Source organism: Minwuia sp. (assembly GCF_048263705.1).
Lineage (GTDB): Bacteria > Pseudomonadota > Alphaproteobacteria > Minwuiales > Minwuiaceae > Minwuia.
Genome location: NZ_JBLXDV010000009.1, coordinates 29,021 through 51,831 on the forward strand (window position 1 = coordinate 29,021; position 22,811 = coordinate 51,831).

Annotated in this window: 16 protein-coding genes; 5 read left to right on the forward strand and 11 right to left on the reverse strand. The window is 64.5% G+C overall.

Annotated features, from left to right (window positions below; genetic code table 11):
- Positions 1–242: 242 nt before the first annotated feature.
- On the reverse strand, positions 243–1,226 hold the full coding sequence (gene pip / locus ACN0X7_RS13530; RefSeq protein WP_417518105.1) for a prolyl aminopeptidase: 984 nt from the start codon (positions 1,224–1,226) through the stop codon (positions 243–245).
- 192 nt (positions 1,227–1,418) lie between these two features.
- Between pip and ACN0X7_RS13535 the strand changes: the two genes are divergently transcribed.
- The gene (locus ACN0X7_RS13535) at positions 1,419–1,694 is read left to right on the forward strand and encodes a hypothetical protein (RefSeq protein WP_417518107.1); all 276 of its coding nucleotides are present in this window, start codon (positions 1,419–1,421) and stop codon (positions 1,692–1,694) included.
- Between the two features lie 42 nt (positions 1,695–1,736).
- Here ACN0X7_RS13535 and ACN0X7_RS13540 read toward each other — a convergent pair whose 3' ends face one another.
- Positions 1,737–3,026: an HlyD family type I secretion periplasmic adaptor subunit gene (locus ACN0X7_RS13540; RefSeq protein ID WP_417518109.1), complete on the reverse strand. Its 1,290-nt coding sequence runs from the start codon at positions 3,024–3,026 to the stop codon at positions 1,737–1,739.
- Positions 3,023–4,690, reverse strand: a complete 1,668-nt coding sequence (locus ACN0X7_RS13545; RefSeq protein ID WP_417518111.1) for a peptidase domain-containing ABC transporter — start codon at positions 4,688–4,690, stop codon at positions 3,023–3,025. The genes ACN0X7_RS13540 and ACN0X7_RS13545 overlap by 4 nt, the downstream gene beginning before the upstream one ends.
- A 202-nt stretch (positions 4,691–4,892) precedes the next feature.
- On the opposite strand from ACN0X7_RS13545, the gene ACN0X7_RS13550 reads away from it, so the two are divergent.
- Positions 4,893–6,182, forward strand: coding sequence for a TolC family protein (locus ACN0X7_RS13550; protein WP_417518113.1), 1,290 nt, complete (start codon positions 4,893–4,895; stop codon positions 6,180–6,182).
- Between the two features lie 5 nt (positions 6,183–6,187).
- Here the strand turns inward: ACN0X7_RS13550 and ACN0X7_RS13555 are convergent, their stop codons facing one another.
- Together ACN0X7_RS13555 and ACN0X7_RS13560 are read right to left on the reverse strand one after the other, a co-directional pair.
- Entirely contained in the window at positions 6,188–10,591 is a 4,404-nt protein-coding gene (locus ACN0X7_RS13555; RefSeq protein ID WP_417518115.1) for a beta strand repeat-containing protein, read from the reverse strand.
- Positions 10,592–10,721: 130 nt separating this feature from the next.
- The gene (locus ACN0X7_RS13560) at positions 10,722–13,739 is read right to left on the reverse strand and encodes a response regulator (protein ID WP_417518117.1); all 3,018 of its coding nucleotides are present in this window, start codon (positions 13,737–13,739) and stop codon (positions 10,722–10,724) included.
- A 183-nt stretch (positions 13,740–13,922) separates the two neighbouring features.
- On the opposite strand from ACN0X7_RS13560, the gene ACN0X7_RS13565 reads away from it, so the two are divergent.
- Positions 13,923–15,383 carry a sigma-54-dependent transcriptional regulator gene (locus ACN0X7_RS13565; protein ID WP_417518119.1) on the forward strand — a complete coding sequence of 487 codons (1,461 nt, stop codon included), beginning with the start codon at positions 13,923–13,925 and terminating at the stop codon, positions 15,381–15,383.
- An 18-nt stretch (positions 15,384–15,401) separates the two neighbouring features.
- Here the strand turns inward: ACN0X7_RS13565 and ACN0X7_RS13570 are convergent, their stop codons facing one another.
- The 4 genes from ACN0X7_RS13570 to ACN0X7_RS13585 form a co-directional block, all read right to left on the reverse strand.
- Positions 15,402–16,427: an alpha/beta hydrolase gene (locus tag ACN0X7_RS13570; protein ID WP_417518121.1), complete on the reverse strand. Its 1,026-nt coding sequence runs from the start codon at positions 16,425–16,427 to the stop codon at positions 15,402–15,404.
- A gap of 100 nt (positions 16,428–16,527) precedes the next feature.
- The gene (locus ACN0X7_RS13575; RefSeq protein ID WP_417518123.1) at positions 16,528–17,292 is read right to left on the reverse strand and encodes a class II aldolase/adducin family protein; all 765 of its coding nucleotides are present in this window, start codon (positions 17,290–17,292) and stop codon (positions 16,528–16,530) included.
- 62 nt (positions 17,293–17,354) lie between these two features.
- Positions 17,355–18,167, reverse strand: a complete 813-nt coding sequence (locus ACN0X7_RS13580; RefSeq protein WP_417518125.1) for a family 1 encapsulin nanocompartment shell protein — start codon at positions 18,165–18,167, stop codon at positions 17,355–17,357.
- Positions 18,168–18,177: 10 nt separating this feature from the next.
- Positions 18,178–18,543, reverse strand: coding sequence for an encapsulin-associated ferritin-like protein (locus tag ACN0X7_RS13585; RefSeq protein WP_417518127.1), 366 nt, complete (start codon positions 18,541–18,543; stop codon positions 18,178–18,180).
- 137 nt (positions 18,544–18,680) lie between these two features.
- Between ACN0X7_RS13585 and ACN0X7_RS13590 the strand changes: the two genes are divergently transcribed.
- Entirely contained in the window at positions 18,681–19,670 is a 990-nt protein-coding gene (locus tag ACN0X7_RS13590; protein WP_417518129.1) for a zinc-dependent alcohol dehydrogenase family protein, read from the forward strand.
- Positions 19,671–19,674: 4 nt separating this feature from the next.
- The gene (locus tag ACN0X7_RS13595; RefSeq protein ID WP_417518131.1) at positions 19,675–20,373 is read left to right on the forward strand and encodes a glutamine amidotransferase-related protein; all 699 of its coding nucleotides are present in this window, start codon (positions 19,675–19,677) and stop codon (positions 20,371–20,373) included.
- Positions 20,374–20,398: 25 nt separating this feature from the next.
- Here the strand turns inward: ACN0X7_RS13595 and ACN0X7_RS13600 are convergent, their stop codons facing one another.
- Both ACN0X7_RS13600 and ACN0X7_RS13605 read right to left on the reverse strand, forming a co-directional pair.
- Positions 20,399–20,983 (reverse strand): hypothetical protein, encoded by a 585-nt coding sequence (locus ACN0X7_RS13600; RefSeq protein ID WP_417518133.1) that lies wholly within the window; start codon positions 20,981–20,983, stop codon positions 20,399–20,401.
- Between the two features lie 292 nt (positions 20,984–21,275).
- Positions 21,276–22,739: an amidase gene (locus tag ACN0X7_RS13605; RefSeq protein WP_417518135.1), complete on the reverse strand. Its 1,464-nt coding sequence runs from the start codon at positions 22,737–22,739 to the stop codon at positions 21,276–21,278.
- Positions 22,740–22,811: the final 72 nt, after the last annotated feature.

Here is a 22,811-nt window from a genome sequence, read left to right on the forward strand (position 1 = left end):
TTCGTGCAGGAGGCCTGTCTCAGCATGTCGCGGACGTGTCATCCGCAGGCTCGTCCGCCGCCCCCGGTGCTTGCCAGAGTCAATCGCGAACCTGGAAGACCTGACGCAGTCCGGCTCTCTACAGAACCGCCGCCGCCCGAACCGTCACCCCCGCCTCCGTGCGGGGGCCATTCTGAATATCCCACGGGCGCGGCGGCAACAGGTACATCAAACCACCTCCGGACAGACCTGGGATTTCAGCTTCAATAGGCTGCCGGAGCGGGCTGGCTCCGCAGGCGGTCGGTCGCGCGTACCAGTTCGTCGATGATGCCCGGTTCGCTGCCCGCATGTCCGGCGTCCGGCACCACGCGGAAGTCGGCTTCGGGCCACGCCTTGTGCAGGGCCCAGGCGGTCATCATCGGCGTGACGACGTCATAGCGTCCCTGCACGATGACACCGGGGATGTGGCGGATTTTCCCGACGTTGGCGATCAGCCAGTCATCGGTCTCGAAGAAGCCGCCGTTGACGAAGTAGTGGCATTCGATCCGGGCGAAGGCCAGGGCGAACTCGGCGTCGGAGAAATCGGCCACGCGGCCCGGATCCGACAGCAGTGACAGCGTGCTGCCCTCCCAGGTGCTCCAGGCCCGTGCCGCTTCCAGGCGCACGGCTTCGTCCCCGGACGTCAGGCGCTGATAGTAGGCCGAGATCATGTCACCGCGTTCCTCTTCGGGGATCACGTCGACATAGCGTTCCCACTGGTCCGGAAACAGCGCGTCCGCGCCCTTCTGGTAGAACCAGAGCAGTTCCTCGCGGCGCAGGGTGAAGATCCCCCGCATGATCAGGGCCGACACCCTGTCGGGATGGCTCTCCGCATAGGCCAGTCCCAGGGCGCTGCCCCAGGATCCGCCGAACACGTGCCAGGTCCTGATGCCGAGGTGATCGCGCAGTTTTTCGATGTCGGCGACCAGATCCCAGGTCGTGTTCCCGTCGAGTTCCGCATGCGGTGTGCTGAGACCGCAGCCCCGCTGGTCGAACAGGATCACGCGATAGGTGGAGGGGTCGAAGAACCGCCGGTCATCCGGCTTCTTGCCGCCCCCCGGACCGCCGTGAATGACGACCACGGGCAGTCCCTTCGGATTGCCGCATTGTTCGTAGTGCAGCGTATGGACGTCCGATACCTGAAGCCGTCCCTGGTCGTAGGGCTCAAGACGCGGATAGAGCGACCGGCGCTTGTTCATCTGGTTCATTCTGGCTCGCGTTCCATCCGTTGCATCAAGTGTGGCGATCGTCACCGGAACCGCCGTAGCACAAACTTCCCGGCGGGCAAATTCAATTGCAGACTGTGGCCTGCTACTTGCCAGTTGAGCGGCAATCGAATGCTTCGAATGGTGAGAACCGGTTTGAACCGCGAAACTGAGAAAAGAAAGCGCGCTCATATTGTGACTGCAGTCGCAATCTGTGGTGCGTTGTGTGTCGCGGTCCTCTCACTGTCGTCGGCGAGTGCCGTCTTCAGCCCGTTCCGGGATCAGGTGACACCGCAGCAGACCGCGTTGCAGCTCGCCCGGCATGAGTGCGAAACCAGCCTGAGCCATTCGATCGTCAAGCGCACGCATGCCAGTCCCGATCATGCCCGCGCGCTGGCCGAGCAACGCTGCGACATGCTGTTCGACGGTGCCGCCATACCACCCCGATCCCTGCCGACCGAAGATACCTGACGTCGCCTCCTCTCCGGCGGGACATCATCGCGCGCGAGCGGCTTATCTCTCGCGAAAGGCCTCCTGCCGCAATCTCAGAACGGGACGCAGCAGAAAGCTGGCGACGGAGCGTGACCCGGTCTGAATATCCACGGTTGCCTGCATGCCGGCGCTGATCGGCAGGTCGCCCGGCCGGTCGCCCAGATAGGACCGGTCCGTCTCGATCACCACCTTGAAATAGGATGAACCGGTCTCGTCGATCGAGGCGTCGGGCGCGATCCGCACAACGGTCCCGTCCAGACCGCCGAACCGGACGAAGTCATAGGTACTGATCTTCACGGTGGCGGACTGCCCCTCGGCAACGAACCCCCGGTCGGCGGGACGCAGCCTGGCATCGACCACCAGATGACCGTCCACGGGCACGATCTCCAGAATGGGCTGACCGGGCGCCACCACACCGCCCAGGGTGCGGAATTTCATGTCACCCACGATGCCGTCGATGGGGCTGCGGATCAGGGTCCGGCTCTGCTGGTCGTCGGCGCTGGTGAGTTTCTCGGTGATCGAGCCCAGTTCGACCTCGACGCTCGCAAGTTCGTCCTGCGCTTCGCGGCGATAGGCCCGCTCGGCCTCCTGCTTGCGCTCGGTGGCTTCGCGCCGGCTCTCGTTGGCGCGTCCGATCGCGGCGTTCAGGCTTTCGATCTCGCCGCGCAACCGGGCCAGTTCGGACTGTTTCTGATTGATCTCCAGCTTCGAGACCAGTTCGTCCCTTGCCAGGTCGCGCAGGGTCGCCAGCGCCTCCTCGGCGAAGGCCAGTTCGCGCCGCCGCGCGTCGCGGGCAGCGGCGAACTCTCGGGCTTCCTGCGTGCTCTGGCGCTCCTGCGCGCTCAGCACGGCGATGATGCTCTGGAACTCCGACTTGCGCGCATCGAAGGCGCGCTGCTCGGCCTGAACCACACCGGGCCGACGGGCGGCGACCTCTGGCGGAAATCGCGGGAAGGTACCGCCGGCTTCGGCTTCCAGGCGGGCCTTCTTCAGCAGCAGACCGTCCTCGCGCACGCGCAGCTCCTGCGGATTGCTGGCCGTGACACCCAGCGCGAGCCGCAGCAGCGGCTGTCCGGTTTCCACCCGGTCGCCCTCCCGGACCAGCAGTTCCTCGACAATGCCGCCTTCCAGGTGCTGCACGGTCTTCACATCGCCCTGCGGTACGACGGTGCCGCTGGCGACGGCGACCTCGTCCAGTTCGGCAACCAGCGCCCAGATCAGCAGCAACAGGATCAGCCCGACGATTGCGCGCGCAAGCCACAGGATTGTGCGCGGGCGGTGACGGCGGGTCAGATCGTCCAGCGCACTCATGATCCCGCGTCTCCCTGCTGTCGCGCCGCTTCCAGCCGGGCGCGGACATCGCGCGCCGGCCCCGCCGCCACAATACGACCCCCATCCAGGGCGATGATGTTCTGGCACGCATCCAGCAGTTCCGGACTGTGGGTCACCACGACGATGGTTCGCTCATCTCCCAGCGCGGCAAGGTTCCGGGCCAGCGTTCTGGTCGCCGCCGCGTCCAGATTGCCCGACGGTTCGTCCAGCAGAAGCACGGGCGGATCGCCGATCAGGGCCCGCGCGATCGCCACCCGCTGACGTACGCCGCCGGGCAGGTCCATGCCGCCCTCGCCGATGACACTGCCATAGCCGTCCGGCAGCGCCGAAATGGCCGAATGCGCACCGGCCAGATGCGCCGCGTCGATGATCAGATCATCCGAGGCGTCCGGCCTGCCGATGGCGATGTTCTCGCGGATCGTACCGGCGAACAGGAAGGTGTGCTGCGGGACATAACCGACAGCCCGCGCCAGATCGGCCCGCCCGAACTGTGCGATATCCGCCTCGTCCAGCAGGACCCGCCCGGAGGCCGGACGATACAGCCCCTGCATCAGCTTCAGCAGCGTGGTCTTGCCCGATCCGTTGGGCCCCACCAGCGCGTGCAGTCCGGCACCGATCTTCAGTCGCGCATCCTTCACGGCGGGCGGGCGTTCCGCGGCGTAGGTGAAAGTCACATTGTCCAGCCACAGCACACCGTCACGTACATCGACGCTGATGGCGCCCCTGTCCGGCTCCTCGGCAGTCGCGAAACAGTCCGTCAGACGCCGCAGCGACTGCCGGGTCGCCATGTAGGTCCGCCAGTTGCCGATCAGCTGCTGAAACGGCTGCACGATGCGCCCGCCCAGCATGTTGGCCGCGACCAGCGCACCGATGGAAAGCTCCTGGTTCAGGATCGCCACGGCACCCACGGTCGTCAGCGCAACGGTGGTCATGATCGTCAGCGCCAGTCCCAGGTGCACGAAGGTGTCCGACTGGGTACCGCGCCGTACGGATTCCTCGACCGATCGGGCATGCCGCTCTTCCCACAGGTCCGACATCGGCTCCCGCAGCGCCAGTGCCTTGACCGTCGCCCGGCCCCCGATCAGCTCGGCGGTGATGGTGTCGCGGTCGTAGCTGGCGCGCCGCTCGTCGGCGTTCGCCCCCTGCATGACCCGTCCCGAATACCAGGCCAGCGCGATGAACAACGGGAACACGGCAAGCAGCACCCAGCCCACCGGTGCCGCGATGATGAAGATGGCCACGGCGAAGAAAAGCGCAAACGGCAGGTCGGCAATCAGCACGGCCGACAGGCCGGAGAAGGCGTTGCGCACCGTGTCCGCGTCCCGGAACAGGGCCTGCCAGTAGGCAGCCGGACGGCGCTCCAGCACGGGCAGGGGCGACGCCGTGATGCGGCTGTAAAGCGCGCGCGCCAGATTGACGTCGATCTCGACGGCGGCGGACCGCAACAGCTTGGCCCGGCCCTGCCGCAGCAGGAAGTCGAAGGCGACGGCGATGATCATGCCGATCACCAGCCCCTGCAGCGTCGACAGGCCGCCGTGAAAGACGACGCGGTCATAGACCTGCAGGACGAAGATCGGCACCGCGATGGCGAGCAGGTTGACGATGAAGGAGTAGGCGATGACCTCGCCGATGCGCCGCCTCACGGGGCGCAACACCTCCTTCAACCAGTCTTCAGCACGCATTTGGCCGGCATCCTTGTGACGATAACAGACCCTTCGGTCTTGCAACTTGAACCACGCTGTCAGAGCATAACGCCCGCGCGCCGGGCAATAGATCGGATAAACGACGATGACGAAAGCCGATTCGTCGGTTAAAGCTTGGGTTCTTATGGTGTGGAAAGGGCAATTGTTGCGACGCGGCCGGATCATCGCAGTGATGCTGACGATGGGCTGGGGCATGCCCGCGACGGCGGCCCCCCTGTCCGAGGAACTGAGCGGCCTTCTTCAGGGACACCCTGACGTGCGCGCGGCGGAACGGCGTCTGGATCAGGCCACGGCGGGCGTGACCGAGGCCCGCGCGCCCTACCTTCCCCAGCTTCGGATCAGTGGCGAGATCGGCTACGAGAATGTCGACAGTCCCGTGCGCCGCGCAACCGGCGGCGATGCTGTCGAACAGGTGCGCGAGGTCGGCCGCTTCACCGTCACCCAGAAACTGTTTGACGGGCTGCGCACCGACGGCCAGCTGAAGACCGCCATCGCGCGTGAGTTCAAGGCGGGATACGGGGTCGAACGTGCGAACCAGCAGATCCTGCTGCGTGGCACGGCGGCCTACATCAATGTCCTGAAACAGACCGAACTGGTGGACATCGCGCTGGAGACCGAGGCCACGATCCGCAGGCAGCTGACGCTGGAGGACGAGCGCGTGAAACGCGGCTCTGGCCTGTCCGTCGATGTCCTGCAGTCGAAATCGCGTCTGCAGGCCGCCAAGGAAACGCGGGTCAGGATCGAAGGTCAGTTGCGCGAAGCCATCGCCGAGTATTACGCGGTCTTCAATCACGCACCGGATATCGGGTCCATGGGCCCGCCCGCCGCGCCCGACGATCTGATCCCCGCCGAACTTCAGACCGCGATCAACCGGGCGCTGAGCGAAAACCCGTTGATCAAGCAGAGCCAGGAAACCATCGGCGAGGCGAAGCAGCAGCGCAAGGTGGCGATGGCGGACTTCTTCCCGCAGATCGACGTCGTCGCCGAAGGCGCCGTCGAGAATGATTTCGAGGGCATTCCGGGCAGCCGCAAGGATGTGTTCCTGGGGGTCCGCGCGAACTGGGAGATCTTCGACGGACTGGGGACGGTCGCCGCGACCGAGCGAACGGGCCATCGCATCGCCGAAACCATGGAAAACCACGCCGCGCTGAGCCTGGAACTGGCCAAGCGTGTCGAGGTGGCCTGGCAGAACCTGGTGACCCTGAGAGAGCGGCAGACGCTGGCCGAGAACGCCGCGAACATTTCGGTCGAACTGTTCAACGCGCGGCGCAAGCTGCGCACGGCGGGCCGCGAGTCGGTGGTCAACCTGCTGAACGCCGAGGCGGAACTGAACGCCGCCCGGTCGCGCGCCGTGGCCGCGCATTACGATGCGCTGACCCAGAGCTTCCGGCTGCTGTTCGAGATCGGCGATCTGACGCTGGCCGCCTACTGAGACGACTATTGGACCTCGAAATCGGTTGCTGACAGATTGCCATCGGTGACGGTCGCGATCTGGAAGCTGTTCTCTGTCGTGCCGCCGTCGGGATCGAAGTGCAGATTGTCGTCGCTGTCGAAGACGAAGGACGCCTCGGCGTTGCCGAGATCGATGGCACCATCCGCCAGCGACACGCCGACTGCGAAGAAGGACTGCCCGTCGATCAGGTTGTTGCTGCCGTTCGCGGCAATATTGCCGAAGGCCGTCTGATCGATCAGGAAACGGTCGGTGCCGCTCAGGAAGTCGGTGATCACGTCCTGATGGTTCTCGGCGGTATCGTAGAAGAAGGCATCGTTGCCGTCGCCGCCGGTCAGCACATCGCTGCCGGATTCGCCATCCAGCGTGTCATTGCCGATACCCCCCTGCAGCAGGTCGTTGTCATTGCCTCCGGAGAGGCTGTCATCACCCGCACCGCCGTCCAGCGTATCCGCGCCCGCCGCACCGATCAGCGTGTCATTGCCACCATTGCCCAGAATGCTGTCGTCGCCCGAGCGGCCCTGAAGGTTCTCGGCTGCCTCCGCGCCGCTGATCGTGTCGTTGGCGTTGCTGCCAAGGATCCGTTCGATAGCGACCAGTGTATCGTTGCCCTCACCGCTGGCGATGCCCTGCGCGCCGGTGAGATCCACGTTGACCGCTACCACGCTGGCGGAGAAGTCCGCCGTGTCCGTCCCGACGCCGCCATCGAAGAAATCATCGCCCAGGCCACCGACCAGCGTATCACCGCCGGTATTGCCCAGAAGCGTGTCGTCGCCCGCACCGCCGGTGAGCCGGTCGCCGCCTGCGCCGCCATCCAGCACGTTCGCCTCGCCATTGCCCGTCAGGCTGTCACCGCGCGATGTGCCGATCAGATTATCGATATTCCTGAGGAAATCGGAACCCTCGGCGCTGTTGGCGATACCGGTTTCCAGACTGGCCGTCACCGCGACCGCGGATGTCGCATATGACGCCGTATCCGTGCCGGCACCGCCATCGATGTCATCGTTGCCCGCACCGCCATCCAGGGTGTCGTCATTGTCGCTGCCGACCAGCGTGTCGTCGTTCGCACTGCCGATCACGGCCTCGAATCCGATCAGCGTGTCGTTGCCGTCACCGGTCGCATTGCCTTCCGCCAGGTCCACACTCACGGCATTCGCCGCAGACGCGAAACTGACCGTGTCATTGCCCGCATCGCCCAGCAGGGAATCGTCACCCGCACCGCCGTCGATCACATCGTTGCCCGCATCGCCGAGCAGCGTGTCATTGCCCGCGCCACCGGAGATCGTGTCCGCGCCCGCGCCGCCCAGAATGCCGTTGTTCTGCGCATCGCCGGTCAGGCTGTCCGCGCCCGCGCCGCCGCGCACATCCTCGAACCCGCTGATCTGATCCGTTCCCGTCGCGGCGCTGTTCGCCGTCCCGCCCGCCAGATCCACGGTGACCGCCCCGCCAAAATTGCCGAAGTCCAGCAGGTCGGTGCCGTCGCCGCCCGCCAGCGTGTCCGCGCCTGCACCGGATACCAGCGTGTCATTGCCCGCGCCGCCGTCGACGCTGACAGCGGTCGTTGCATCCGCCGCATTCAATGAGTCCGCGCCGCCGCCCAGACTGGCGACGATGCCGCCATTGCCGATTTCGGTACCCGACAGATCATCGATGATCAGCACGTCATCGCCGTCTGCGCCGATCACACTGACGATCTCCACACCATCGAGCAGCGCGGACTGGTTCAGCGGCGCGATCATGTCGACCAGCACATCGCCGTTCCCGTCATCGCTGATGGTGACATTGCTGCCGGACGGATCCAGCAGGTCAAGCCGGAGATTGTCGCCCGCCCCGTCGCCGCCGAAGATCAGATCGTTGCCGTTCTCGCCGGTCGAATAGCCGAACCGGTCGTCTCCACCAAGTCCGTTCAGCGTGTCGTCTCCGGCAGCGCCGGAGAGCGTATTGGCGTTTGCGTCGCCCGAGATGCTGTCTGCACCGGAACCGCCTTCGACGCGCTCGATCGAAACCAGCGTGTCGGTGCCTTCGCCCGTTGCCTCTCCGGTGGCGAGATCGACCGTGACCCCGCCCGTGGTCGCACCGAAATCGGCGGTATCATCGCCCGCACCACCATCGAGCAGATCGTCGCCCGCGCCGCCGCTCAGCCTGTCATTGCCGACCTCGCCCTGCAGCGTGTCATCTCCACCGGCCCCTGCCAGCGTATCGGCGCCGTTGGACCCGCGCAGATCGTTGGCGTTCGCATCGCCGGTGATGCTGTCATTCGCGCCGGAGCCGATGACATTCTCGATGCTGCTGAGGGTGCCCGTGTCGGTACCGTCACTGAACGATCCGGCATCCAGATCGACCGTCACCGTCGCCACAAGCGCCGAGAAGTCCGCCGTGTCCGTACCGTCACCGCCCGCGAGAACATCCGCCCCGCCGGCACCTGCCAGCGTGTCGTCCCCGGCGTTGCCGGTCAGGACGTTGGCTGACGCGTTACCGGCCAGAACATCGTCCTGGGCCGAACCGGTCGCATTCTCGAATCCGATCAGCGTGTCGTTGCCCTCGCCCGTGGCCAGACCAGTATCCAGATCGACCGAAACGGCTGTCGCACTGCCGGAATAGTCGGCCGTGTCGATTCCCGCAGCACCGTCCATGCTGTCGTTGCCCAGACCGCCCGCGATGACATTCGCAGCGCCGTCGCCGGTCAGCGTATCGTCACCCGCCGAGCCAATCAGATTCTCGATGGCCGTCAGCGTATCGGTGCCGTCGCCGGTTGCCGTATCCGCGAACAGGTCGGCGTTGACCGCCGCCGCAGCGCCTGAGAAGTCCGCCGTATCCGCGCCGCCGCCGCCATCGAGGCGATTGTCGCCCGCATCGCCGGCCAGCGTGTCGTCGAAGGCGGAGCCGATGACGTTCTCGAAGTTCGTCAGCGTGTCGTTGCCAAAGCCGGTCGCGCTGGTCGCGGACAGATCCACATCCACCGCAGCAGTGGCGTTCGTATAATCGACCGTATCCGTATCGGCACCGCCGTCCAGCCGGTCGTTGCCGTCGCCGCTGGCGATCAGGTCATCCCCCGATCCTGCCGATATGTCCATGCTGCGCCCGATCGCCGAGGCCTCGACGGTATCATTGCCCGCGCCCAGGTCGAGCCTGACCGTGTTCTGGGAAATGTCGGTGTTGGACAGGTCCCCGATCGTGACCGTGTCACCGCCCGATCCCAGATTGATCGCGATCGTCTCAACCTCATCGACGATGATATTGGAATCCGTCGGCGCGTCGAAGTCGAGTACCGCCCGTCCCGCGTCATCGCTGACGAACAGAACCGCCGTTTCATTGACCGGATCAGACTGGATGGTGAGCGTGTCATCGCCCGCGCCGCCCGTGATCTGAAAATCCCCGTCGGCGATACTGATGGTCAGCGCGCCGTCGAACTGTTCGAAGGTCACATTGTTGTTGCCGTCATCGCCACCGTCATCAAGGACCAGTTCCTCATCGTCGTTGTCGCGGACGTCAAAGACATCGTCCCCGTCATCGCTGAGGACATCGTCCGATCCTTCCTCGCCGTCCAGCAGACCCTGCGTGTCGATCAGCAGGGGCTCGGCCTGCGCCTCGCCGATCCCGAACAGTTCGCTGAGGCGGCCAAAGACGCCCAGATCGTCGGTATCGGCCAGTTCAGCAATGGCACCGACGTCCGAATAGGCCAGCACACCGTCGCCGAATTCCGACGTCAGGGTGGCGGCATTGACATCGGTCAGCAGGCTGGGATCGCGGAACAGCGACACCACCTGCAGGCCCTGCAGGGGCTGGTCGATGATCACCGGCGCGCCTGAACTGGCGACCGCGATGGATCCCGCAAGAGCGCCGGCAATACCGGGCAGCAGGACGAAGGTATTGGCCTGTGCCTCGGGCGCGGCCTTGCCGATCATGCGCGCGTCCCTGACGGTGACCGATGCCACCGGTGTCCGCACCAGCAATTCGCTGCCCGGTGCATCGGGACCGCCGGTGCTGTCGACGGAAAACTCGCCCTGGACGACGAAGAACTGTGGCTTGCCGGCCAGGGTCGCCGGTTCCTCGATCAGGACCCGGCTTTCGCTGTCGAAAAAGATCGTCGTGCCGTCTGCCGTGGCCAGTTCAAGCGCGCCGTCACCGCGCGTCAGGATCACATCGCCCGGCCCCATTTTCTGGCCCGGCACTACGGGACCCTGCGTCCCGTCCACCGATATCACCACGACCTCGCCGGAGACGTTGCGGACCGTCACCTGATCGTTCTGGCCCTGCGCGACCTGCGCATTCACGACGGTCTCATGCTGCTCGAACACTGCTGCGCCCGAGACCGCTTCGTCCGCACCTTCGGCAGTGCCGGAAAGGGGGCCGGTTCGGCTCTCACTGGATGATGCTGCAAGCTGGTCCATCGAAACTTCCTTCGCTCGGGGCACTTCATGTGAACGCGTGCCCTGTCATTCAGATGGGAACAGGCATTCACAAACGCAAATAGCGGGACGCAAATGGCAGGCCATGCCCGTCCTGCGAGCGGGTGCGCGATCAGGCCGCCTGCTCGCCCGCTATAACCCTTAGCCGAGCCAGTGTCCGGCCCGCAACCGAATGCAGGTCAACAATCGCATCACGTGCATCCTCAAGTTGACCGGAGTCACAGAATGTTTCCACCCGGGCCGCTGTCTCAGAAAGTGACACCGCGCCGATGGTCCCGGCACTGCTCTTCAGACTGTGGGCGTCGCGTCCCAGATCGCCTGCATTGGCTGCCGTCAGGGGTTCAGACAGCCGCGCCAGCAGATCAGTCGTATCGTCGATGAAATCCCTGAGCAGGACCGGCAGGTAATCCGCGCCGACGTCTTCGCCGAACTGGTCCATGACGGCCTGATCGATCAGACCGCCAGTCTGCCCATCGGCTGTCGGTCCATCGCGGCTGACCGGATCCCCGCTCGCTTCTTTCACCGCAACCGGATTCACATCGGCGGGCGGGCCACCGGTCGCCTTCGCACCGACAAGGGCCCAGCGCGCGACCAGTTGCAGAAGCTCGACCTTGTCGAACGGCTTGGCGATGAAATCGTCCATGCCCTTCGCGAGGCATTCGTCACGATGTTCGGGCATGGCATTCGCGGTAACGGCCACGATGGGAATCGCCGCTTTCCGGCCGCCCATGGCGCGAATCTTCGCCGTCACCTCGAAACCATCCATGTCCGGCATCTGCACATCCATCAGGATGATCTCGAAATCGCCATCCCTGACCGCCGCCACAGCGCTTGCACCGTCTTCCGCCGCACTGACCAGATATCCGGCCTTTTCCAGCATGACGCGCGCAACCTGCAGGTTGATCCGGTTGTCGTCCGTGACCAGAACGCGCATGCCGCGCGCCGCCCCATCGCCGATCTGTTCCAGGGTCTGGCGCGCCGCCGATTCGACATCGCCGTCCCGGCCCGTCAGCGCCTGGGCCAGCGGCATGCTGCGCACCGGCCGCATGACAAATCCATCGAAACCGCGCGCGACCAGATCGTCCGCACGACCGCGCTGCGACGGATCGATCGCCACGATCATCCGGCCATCGACCGACTGACGCAGGGTCGCGATGTTGGTGGCGCTCGCCGCCTCCGCCATGGTGCCGTCAATCAGCAGGTGATCGATCCGCGCGCCCGGCGGCGTCAGCGTCGGGGAGATATGTCCGACCCGGAGCCCGAGCCCGCGCAGGCGCGCCGCCAGCCCTTCGCGCAGGACAGCGTTTTCGGCAAGCACGCCGACCTGCCGACCGTCCAGCATGCCCAGCAGGCGCTGACGCCCGTCGCTGATCTCGGCGTCCGCCGGCTCAAGCGCGATCTCGAACCAGAACGTGCTGCCCTCGCCTTCGACGCTCTCCAGACCGATCCGGCCATCCATCAGCCCGATGAGGCGCTTGCAGATGGCCAGCCCCAGCCCGGTGCCGCCGTATTTCCGCGCCGTCGAGGCATCGACCTGGGTGAACTCCTGAAACAGGGCACTCTGCCTGTCTTCGGGGATGCCGATCCCCGTGTCGGTGACGTTGAAGCGCAGGACCGGGCGGTCATCGCGGCTGCCGGTCAGCGCGATGTCGAGCGTGACGCCGCCTTCGTCCGTGAACTTGATCGCGTTACCCGCAAAGTTCAGCAGCACCTGACGGATGCGGGTCGGATCGCCCAGAAAACGGCGGGGCAGCGCAGGATCGATGATGACCGCGATCTCGACGCCGCGTTCGAACGCCCGCGCGGACAGCAGGTCGGCCACACCGTCGGCGACGTCTTCCAGGTCGAAGGCCACCGATTCCAGTTCCAGGCGGCCTGCTTCCAGCTTCGAGAAGTCCAGGATGTCATTGATGATGGTCAGCAGCGCCTCGCCGGACTTGCGCACGGTTTCGGCATACTGGTGCTGCTCGCCGCTCAGCGGTGTTTCCAGCAGCAGGTTGGTCATGCCCAGCACGCCGTTCATCGGTGTGCGGATTTCGTGACTCATCATGGCCAGGAAGCGGGACTTGGCGACGTTGGCGTCTTCCGCGCGCTCCTTGGCCTCGACCAGCGCGACCTCGTTTTCCTTCTGCGAGGTGATGTCGGTATGGACGCTGACGCGGCCGCCCTCGTCGGTGCGGAACTCCCCCACCAGAATCCACCGGCCGTCCGTCATGGCCAGTTCGAACGGCCCGCTGGGATTGCGATGCCGCTCCAGCCTGTCGGCCACCCAGACCTCGGGATTCGTCTGCGCGCTGACGACGTGGCGCGACGCGGTGCGGCGGAGAACATCCTCGAACTTCTGCCCCTCCTCGATGCGGCCGGTGGCGCCGCCCGCATAGATATCGGCATATTTCGCGTTGAACAGGATCAGCCGGTCGTCTGAATCATACAGCGCGAACCCGTCGTTCATCGCTTCGATGGCTTCCAGCAACTGGGTTCTGGCAGCCGTTGCCCCGGCTTCGGCGATCGCCACCTGCCTGTAGAGCCGGCGCGTCCGCCGGATCTCCCGGATCAGCAGCACCACCAGCAGCCCGCCCGCCAGCATCGTCGCGATCGAGGACATGAGCAGATTGAAATAGATGGGCCGCAGCCGTTCGGCCCGGAACCGCGTCACCAGCGACTGCGACGAATCCGTCAGTTCCCTGACGTCATTGAAAACGGGCAGCAACGCGCTGCGGATGCCGCTGTAGGTCCTGAAATCATTCGGCTGCAGCGCGCGCAGCCGTTCATCATTGGCGTTCAGCGTCGCGGCGAGCCGCAGCGCCAGTTCTCCGGCCCCCAGCGCGTCCTCGTCGTCAGAGCGCATCTTGTTCAGAAAGATCGGCAGCCGCTGCTTGAGGTAATCGTAGCGCTGCACGAACTCGCGCTGCGTCATCGCCGACGTGCCTGTCACATAAGTGTCCAGCGCTGAGAGGAACAGCGACAGTTCGTTCTTCGTGTGCGACGCGGCCCAGACCACCGTGTCGTATTCGCCCGAACTGGCGTTATATTCATCCCTGAGCGTCAGAACGGAGTAGACGGTGGTCGACAGCAGCACCAGGATCGCAATCCCCAGCACCGCCAGCCGCCGCTTCGCGCTGCGCCCCATATCAGCAATGCTCAGCCGGGAAGCGCTGCCCGTTCCGCGTTCTTCGGGTTGAACCTGCATTGTCATCGTGATTCTATCATGCGAGAAAGATCATCCGGTGTCGAATTTGTAGACGATAGCCAGCCCGGAATCAGGCCCTGCAGACCAGCCTGCACATTCACAACCAACGGGACAATGTCATAGATGAGCGGCAGAACGCGCCCTTACATTTTACTGGTTGAGGATACACCGACCCTCGCACGCAGTTACATCCAGTTTCTGCGCGATGAGCCCTATGAAATCCATCACGTCGAACTGGGCAAGGACGCGCTGCGCTCGTTCGAGGATCGCCGTCCCGATGCCATTCTGCTGGATCTGCGCCTGCCGGACATGGACGGCATGGACATTCTCCAGCATGTCAGCGAACAGGACGAAGGCGTTCCGGTCATCGTGATCACCGCGCACGGATCGGTGCAGACGGCGGTCACCGCCATGCGTCTGGGCGCCGCCGATTTCATCGTCAAGCCGTTCTCGGCAGACCGGCTGAAGGTGACGCTGAAGAATGTGCTTGAGACCAACAAGCTGCGCGAGATCGTCGATACCTACCGCACCGAGATCGACCGCGGCGGCTTCGAGGGCTTCATCGGCAGTTCCCTGCCGATGCAGGCGGTCTATCGCATCATCGAGGCGGCAGCATCGTCGAAAGCCACGGTCTTCGTGACCGGCGAGAGCGGAACGGGCAAGGAGGTCTGCGCGGAAGCGATCAAGAACCGCAGCCCGCGCCGCAAGGGGCCCCTGGTTGCCATCAATTGCGCGGCCATCCCGCACGACCTGATGGAAAGCGAGATCTTCGGCCACGTGAAGGGGGCCTTCACAGGTGCCCTGGGTGAGCGCGAGGGTGCGGCCCACATGGCCAATGGCGGCACCCTGTTTCTGGACGAAGTCTGCGAGATGGACCTGGATCTGCAGGCCAAGCTGCTGCGCTTCATCCAGACCGAGACCTTCCGCAAGGTCGGCGGATCAGTGACCGAGAAGGTGGATGTAAGACTTGTCTGCGCGACCAATCGCGATCCCATGGAAGAGGTGAAGGCCGGGCGGTTCCGCGAAGACCTCTATTACCGTCTGCACGTCATTCCGTTGCACCTGCCGCCACTGCGCGACCGCGATGACGACATCCTGAAGATCGCCGACATGTTCCTGCGCAGCTATGCCGAGCGTGAAGGTCGGAAGTTCAGACAGTTCGAACCGGCCGCCGCCGCCGTGCTGATGTCCTACGACTGGCCGGGCAATGTTCGTGAGCTGCAGAACATCATCCAGAACATCGTCGTTTTGAACGATGGAGAGACGGTGACGGCGGACATGCTGCCAGGTCCGCTGGCGCAAATCGACCGCTCCGCGATTCCGGCGGCGATGGCGGCGGTTCCGGACACGCAGGCATCATCCGAGGCGGATGCCCGCGTCCATGGCAAGCCGACGGTTCAGGCCCTTTCCGACGATATCCGGCCCCTTGCCACAGTCGAGCGCGAGTATATCGAACATGCGATCAACCGCTGCGACGGGAACGTCCGCACGGCGGCTGCGCTGCTGGGCATCGCCCCGCAGACGATCTATCGCAAGCGCACCGCCTGGGAAGAGGAAGACCTGGCGTCCAGCGCCGCCGAATAGACCGGCCAACCCGGACCGTCAGTACAGGTCCCACTGCCTTTTCATGTAATCAGTAGCCTCGCGGGTGGCGTCCAGTCCCTGCGGGAGGGACTTGGCCAGCATCATGAAGCCGTGAATCTGGCCGGGATATTCGTGCACGGTCGTGCTGACGCCGGCTTCGGTCAGGCGGTCAGCGTAATCTTTCGCCTCGTCACGCAGGGGATCGAATCCCGCGGTCAGGAACAGCGCCGGCGGCTGGCCGGCGAGGTCGGTGTTCCGCCCCGGTGACGCGCGCAAATCGTCCTTGTCCGCATCACCGTTCAGATACTGGTTCATGTACCAGTTGATCCGGTCGCGCGGGATGATGGCGCCGTCCTCCAGTTCCGCATGCGAGCGCGTCGTCGTTGCGAAATCCGTGGCCGGGTAGATCAGAAGCTGAAAATCGGGAGGCGTCTGCCCCGCCGCCGCCGTCTGCTGGCTGACGACGATGGACAGGTTGCCGCCTGCCGAGTCACCGCCGACGGCGACGCGCGAAGGATCACCGCCGATCTCGCCGGCGTTCTCGCGCAGCCAGCGATAGGCCGCAAGACAGTCGTCCACACCGCCGGGAAACTTGTTCTCCGGTGCCAGCCCGTAATCGACGGAGACCACCATCGCACCCGACCACAGAGCCAGGCGCGCGCAGAGCCCATGGTGGCTGTCCAGATCCCCCTGCACCCATCCGCCGCCGTGGAAGAAGCACAGGACGGGCAGCGGGGCCGCACTGTCGGTCGGCCTGTACACCCGCGCCGGGATCGCACCGTTTCGGCCCGCGACCTCGATGTCCCGGATCTCGTGCAGATCGGGTGCCGGTTCGTCCAGCAGTCCGACCAGTGTCAGAAGCTGCTGCCGCAGTTCCGGCAGGGGCGGGAAATAGCCCGGCACACGGACGGATTTGGAGAACTCGGCGACGACCTGTGCCTTCGGATCCATGACCCTGCGGCCCAGCGTCTCGCGCTTGCCTTCGAGCAGAGGCAGGACCTCGGCTTCGCTCATCAGGCAATGTTGCAGTTCGAATGCGGTCATGGTTCGGCGCCCCCGGTCACATGTGCGGAAGCCCTCCCGGCGGTCCGGAAGGGCTTCCTGAATCAATCCGATCGGTTCCCCGATGGCAGACGGATTTCGATCAGTCGCGGAAGCTGGGGTCCATGCGGTCCAGCTTGCGCAGCAGGCCCGGCCAGTCGCGGCTGCCCAACGGCGAGAACTTGTCGAACTGCTGGGCGGTATGTTCACAGACTTCCGGCGTCGGCATCTGCAGTTCCTGACCGCCCGACAGCGCATCAATCTGCAACTGGCAGGACTTCTCCAGATAGGCCAGCAGGCTGAAGGCCTCCGAAACCGACTCGCCCGCTGTCAGCAGACCGTGGTTGCGCAGGATCATCGCCTTGTGCGTCCCCAGATGGCCGATCAGGCGATCCCGTTCGGAATGGTCCAGCGCCACGCCCTCATACTCGTGGTAGGCGACGCGATTGTAGAAACGCAGCGAGGTCTGGCTGAGCGGCAGCAGGCCGTTCTTCTGCGCCGAAATCGCCATGCCGGCGCGCGTGTGCGTGTGCGCAACCGAGAAGACGTCCGGACGACCGCTCAATACGGCGGAATGAATGGTAAAACCCGCCTGGTTGACGGGATAACCGCCGTCCAGCAACACGTTGTTGTCGTAGTCGATCTTGACCAGGCTGGACGCCGTGATCTCGTCGAAGAAAAGACCGTGCGGATTCAGCAGGAATGCATCCTCGCCCGGCACGCGGGCCGACAGGTGGGTCGCCGTCAGATCATCCCAGCCGTAGTGCGCCACCAGACGATAGAAGGCGGCCAGATCGACGCGAACGGCCCATTCCTCGTCGGAGACCTGCTTGCGGACGGATTTCACGAGTGGTGCGGTATCGGGCATTTGTCTCTCCCCAGAGTTTCAATTCTCTGACCTCTCGCGTCATCCAGTCTGCGCGATCCTCGCTAGGATTTCGCAAGCGGAAGCGCGATCGCGGCTTCGTCGCCGATCGCACGAAAGGACAATGTCTCCTCAAGATACAACTTTACGTGCCGGGCGTCATGGCTCGAATAACCGATGGCAAAGTCGCGTCCGACGTATAGCTCGAAATCGCCGCCGCGACGGGACAGGATCAGCCCGCCCTCGACGGCACGGCTGGGCACGACGGGCCCGTCGAGCAGATGGCGCGCATGATCCAGCACGCGCCGCCCCGTGTCGGAGACCGCTGCCTGCAGGCGGATGTAGAGGTCCACGGGCAGAACCATGGCGAAAGGCCCCTGCACGCCCTCAAGGCGCAGCTTTTCCAGCGCTTCGGCGATCGATTCCGGCAGTTTTGCGGGATCGTCGGGCAGATCGCCGGCAGATGAGGCAACACTGGTCATGACGCCGTGGATGCCCGCCGCCTCGTAGCCTTGAAAGACCAGGCGATCCTCGGCCAGCGCGATCGTGCGCGCGGCGGCCACCACCGGATCGAGGTCCGCGTCTTCCGCGCCGCGGTCGAGATTTTCCAGTTCGTCGATCTCGATTTCGAACGGCACGCGCAGTTCGACCATCGGCAGAACCACGCGCTGGCGCGCGGAAACATCGTCGGCCAGAGGCTCATCGATCTGCCGCACACGTCCGGTGGCGACAGCGTCGTGGTGATAGCCGAGCGGTCCCTTGAAATCGACCACCTGGCGGGCGGCCAGAACGGTCTTCAGGGTCGTGGCGGCGGCCTCTTCGATTTCCGTCCAGGCATTCTTCGAGACGGGTGCCAGCCCGCGTTTCAGGTCGTCCATGATTTTCACCTCAATCCTTCAGGTCGCGGATGCCGAGATCGCCCTGGTTGCGTCGGGGAGTCGCCCGCAGGACGTCATCGTCGTCACCGTGCTCGCCGGTGATCGGTCCGTCCTTGAACAGGATGCTCTTCATCTGTTCGTCCAGCCGGGGCATGCGCCGCCGCAGCCATTCCAGCGTCATCACCGCGTGTTCGATCTCTTCATCCCGATTGTGACCCAGTATGGCCTTCAGGTCGGCGTCGCCGGTGGCGTCGGCGCGCTGCTGGTACCAGTCAACCGCCTCGAATTCCTCCATCAGGGAGACGATGGCCCTGTGCAGGTCCAGCGTTTCCTCGGACAGGCGTTCGATCGGCTCATGTAGCCCTTCACTGGCCATTCTGATAATCCTTCCCTGATGCGGTCTGACGACTAGACTGGCTAGATGTGCAATCGGGGCAGGCGTCTCAACCGGTACGAATGTCGCGGCAGATATGCGGCACCGGATATGCTGACGGAACGGGGAAGCGGCGAAACATGAAACAGATGCAGTTCACACGATTTGGCGATCCGGCGGACGTTGCGGAGATCATCGAGGTGGATGCACCCGGCGATCCCGGACCGGGCCGCGTCAATGTCCGTGTTCTGGCCAGTCCGATCAATCCGGCAGACCTGCTGAACATGGAAGGCCGCTACGGTGCCGAACTGCCGCCGCTGCCGGCGACCCAGGGGGCCGAGGGCGTCGGGCGCATCATCGCGGTCGGCGACGGTGTCGACAACGTCAAGGTCGGCGATCTGGTCACCCCGCCCGCGCGCGGGCTGTGGCGCGAGATCGTGCAGGGTCCGGCCGCGGGACTTGTCGCCCTGCCGGCCGATGCGGACATTCTCCAGCTGTCCATGCTGCGCGCCAATCCGGCCTCGGCCTGGCTGATGCTGCGGGACTATGTGACCCTGGAAAGCGGCGATTACGTCATCCAGAACGCGGCCAATTCGGCGGTCGGGCGTCACATCATCCGTCTCGCGAAATCCCAGGGCTGGAAGACCGTCAACGTGGTCCGGCGTCCCGACCTGATCGACGAACTGACCGGACTGGGCGCGGACCACGTCTTCGTCGACGGCGAAGACCTGCCGGACCGGGTGGTCGAGGCCACGGGCGGCAATCTGCCCCGGCTGGCCATCGATGCGGTCGGCGGCACCTCGGTCCAGCGTCTGGCAAGGGCGACTGCCGATGGCGGCACGGTGGTGAACTACGGGCTGCTGTCGGGCGATCCGCTGATGATCGACGCGCGCGAGACCGTCTTCCGCGACCTGACGATCCGGGGCTTCTGGCTGGCGCCCTGGTTTGCGAAGACCGACCCGCGCGAGATCGGAACCACCTACGCCTTCCTTGGCAAGAAGATGGCGGAAGGGCTGTTGCATGTGCCGGTCGAGGCGACCTATCCGCTGGAGCGCGTGAAGGAAGCCGTGGCCCACGCCGGCCGCGACGGCCGCAACGGCAAGGTCATCATCACCATGGATGATGTCTGAGCGCATGAAAAAGCCGGTCCTGCTCGTGGTGCACCAGAAGCATTCCGATCCCGGCCGGATCGGCATGCGGCTGAGAACGCTGGGTTATCCGATCGAGATCTGCCGCCATGCCTGCGGCGATCCCCTGCCTGAAAGCATGGACGACTATGCCGGGACCGTGGTCTTCGGCGGTCCGATGAGCGCCAACGATGACCATGAACCCTACATCCGCAACGAACTGGACTGGACGCCGGGCGTGATCGAGAGCGGGACGCCGTACCTCGGCGTCTGTCTCGGCGCACAGATCATGGCGCGGGCCTACGGCGGATCGGTCGCAGAACATCCCGAAGGCCAGGTCGAGATCGGCTATTACAAGATACGCGCGACGCAGGCGGGCGAGGCCTGGTTTCCCGAGGAAATGTGCATCTTCCAGTGGCACCGCGAGGGGCTGGAACTGCCCGAATGCGCCACCCTGCTGGCGACCAGCGATCACTTCCAGAATCAGGCGCTGGGCATCGGAGCGAACGGCATCGGCATCCAGTTCCACCCGGAAGTCACGGAGCAGATGAACCGGCGCTGGCTGATCGGCGGTGCCGAGCGGCTGACCCTGCCCGGCGCACAGCAACCGGACGAACACCACGCGGGCCGCGCAGCACATGATCCGTTCGTCGATGACTGGGTGGACGGTTTCCTGGCGGACTGGCTGAAAACCGACCAGCGGTAAAACGACCCGGCGACCCTACGGTGCCTTACTGTCCGGGGGCGTGCGGCGGGTCGCCGGTCAGCGCGCCGCCAGCCAGGATGAGCTCTTCCGCCAGCCCGCATTCATCCGGGTGCATCATCCGTTGGTCGCCCTCGACTGACCAATCCTGAACCATAAACTGTTTCTGAATTTCCGGACCAAACCGGCCCTCAGAAATACGGGTCTGCATGATCGCTTGAGTAGCTGCCTGTGTTGCATTGTACCGATATCCCTCCAGCTCATCATCATATTTCCCACCACCGTACAGGTAATTAAAATATGTCGCCCCGGTCATATGGATTTCATTTTCTACTATCTCGATGCCCGGCCAGTCTGCCGGAATAATATCTCTATAATACTTCAATACGTGAAATCTGAATTCCAACGTGTAAATTCCATTGATCGTTTTTAGTCGTCCGTACCGTGGATATAAATCTGGATCTCTTTCATAATTCTTGCACGCGGCCGTATAATCGAAAAACGGGTATGTGTAGAATGACCAGTATATAAAATAGATTGCGAGACCCACCGTTCCGGCAAAAACGATACAGATGATTATCTTCCCACCCCTTTTTCCGAGCGTACTGATCATTCGATCTCCGCCAGATTGTCAGGGATCAGTGTTTCGGGAGTAACGTCACGCCAGTCAAACCAGACGACGTGCCGGTTCCCGTCATCGGGTTGGCGTCGCATGGCGGTTGTTTCGCTATCTTTCATGGCCGAAATATGACGTCGGCACCCCTAGACGGGCTCCGATGTTCGGGGGCGGATCGGTCGCGCAAGATTGCGTCGTCGGAACACTGCTGCTCCATTCGCGCGCTGCCGATGACCGTGCGGCGCTTACCTGAGCGTTTCGTGTTTCTGGCGGGCGACCGCGATTTTTCTCACTCGTATCCCGGCGGGCAGAGGGCACCGCCGAAGCTTTCCTCGATCAGTTGCGCGAAGCGGATGGTGGTGAGATCGCCCAGATAGGGGCCGATGATCTGTACGCTGAGCGGCAGGTTGGACTGCGCGCCCAGGCCGATCGGGGCAGCGGTGCCGGGCAGGTAGACAGCGCCCGAAATGCCCGCCCAGAACAGCTGATCATTGTAGGGCACCTTGTGGCCGTTGATCTCGATCTCGCGGATCTCGCGCGGCTGGTCCTCGTTGCGGGGGAACGCGGCGGACGCGGCCTGCGGACAGAGCAGCAGGTCGTAGTCCTGGAAGAACGCGTTCCACTTGTCGCGATAGCCGTAACGGCGCTGATCGGCGGCGGCCCAGTCGTAATAGCTGATGGTCCCCGCCCGCGCGTTCATGGCGAAATAGCTGTCATCATCATCCGACAGCTTGGCGACCTCGTCCCTGAACCACTGATAGGCATCGGCGGGCAGCCGCGCGTGGGTCACGGGCCGGAACAGGCGGAAATAATCGAGGTGATATTCCTCCCAGTCGACCTCGAACGGGTCGCGCTCGTCGACCGTGGCACCTTCGGCCCGCAGCTTCTCGGCCAGATCGCGCAGGGCGTCCTGATATTCGGCTTCGGTCTCGGTCACCGGCGAGCCGAGCATCAGCGCCACCTTGAAGTCCCCCAGATCGTCCTTCTCGGGCTTCGGCAGGTTCAGCGTCCAGCCCGCACCGTAGATCGGGTCGTCGCCCGCCACGGCCAGCAGCGCGGCCTCCAGATCGCGGGCCGAACGGGCCAGCGGTCCGCAGACCGCCACGTCGCCCGGCGCGTTGGACGGCTTCTTCCAGTGGCCGCGCTTGGGCACGATGCCATAGGTCGGCTTGTGCCCGAACACGCCGCAGTAATGCGCGGGGTTGCGGACGGACGCGCCAATATCGGATCCGAACTCCAGCGCGCTCAGGCCTGCGGCCAGCGCCGCCGCCGAGCCACCCGACGACCCGCCCGGCGTGCGTGTCGGATCCCACGGATTCCCGGTGCCGCCATAGACGTCGTTGTAGGACTGCCAGTCGGTCAGGTTCAGCGGCACATTGGTCTTGCCGAAGACATTCGCCCCCGCGCGCTTGATCCGCTCCACGACGACGGCATCGGCATCGGCCATGTTGCCCTTCATCGCCGGATCGCCCCAGGTCGTCTGGAAGCCGGTGACGTTGTAGCTTTCCTTCACGGTCATCGGCACGCCGTGGAACGGGCCGAGGCAGTAACCGCGGTCCAGCAGCTTGTCCAGACCCTCGGCGGCGACCTTCGCGCCCTCGAAATCATGCGCGATGACGGCATTGATCTGCGGGTTCAGACGCTCGACACGGTCCTGCATGATCTCCAGCGCCTCGACGGCAGTGGTGCGGCCCTCGCGGATGTCGGCGGCGATCTGTGTCGCGTCGCGGCGATGCAGCGGTGTCTCGGTCATGGCGTCTCGTCTCCCCGGATCAATTCAGCCAAAGTCTCGGGGATTTCATCACTCGGCGATAGCCCGATTTGC

Coding starts and splice junctions, on each gene's coding strand:
- pip (WP_417518105.1), bottom strand. CDS start 1,226: ATGAACCAGATGAACAAGCGCCGGTCGCTCTATCCGCGTCTTGAGCCC.
- ACN0X7_RS13540 (WP_417518109.1), bottom strand. CDS start 3,026: ATGAGTGCGCTGGACGATCTGACCCGCCGTCACCGCCCGCGCACAATC.
- ACN0X7_RS13555 (WP_417518115.1), bottom strand. CDS start 10,591: ATGGACCAGCTTGCAGCATCATCCAGTGAGAGCCGAACCGGCCCCCTT.
- ACN0X7_RS13560 (WP_417518117.1), bottom strand. CDS start 13,739: ATGGGGCGCAGCGCGAAGCGGCGGCTGGCGGTGCTGGGGATTGCGATC.
- ACN0X7_RS13565 (WP_417518119.1), top strand. CDS start 13,923: ATGAGCGGCAGAACGCGCCCTTACATTTTACTGGTTGAGGATACACCG.
- ACN0X7_RS13570 (WP_417518121.1), bottom strand. CDS start 16,427: ATGACCGCATTCGAACTGCAACATTGCCTGATGAGCGAAGCCGAGGTC.
- ACN0X7_RS13575 (WP_417518123.1), bottom strand. CDS start 17,292: ATGCCCGATACCGCACCACTCGTGAAATCCGTCCGCAAGCAGGTCTCC.
- ACN0X7_RS13580 (WP_417518125.1), bottom strand. CDS start 18,167: ATGGACGACCTGAAACGCGGGCTGGCACCCGTCTCGAAGAATGCCTGG.
- ACN0X7_RS13585 (WP_417518127.1), bottom strand. CDS start 18,543: ATGGCCAGTGAAGGGCTACATGAGCCGATCGAACGCCTGTCCGAGGAA.
- ACN0X7_RS13590 (WP_417518129.1), top strand. CDS start 18,681: ATGAAACAGATGCAGTTCACACGATTTGGCGATCCGGCGGACGTTGCG.
- ACN0X7_RS13595 (WP_417518131.1), top strand. CDS start 19,675: ATGAAAAAGCCGGTCCTGCTCGTGGTGCACCAGAAGCATTCCGATCCC.
- ACN0X7_RS13600 (WP_417518133.1), bottom strand. CDS start 20,983: ATGATCAGTACGCTCGGAAAAAGGGGTGGGAAGATAATCATCTGTATC.
- ACN0X7_RS13605 (WP_417518135.1), bottom strand. CDS start 22,739: ATGACCGAGACACCGCTGCATCGCCGCGACGCGACACAGATCGCCGCC.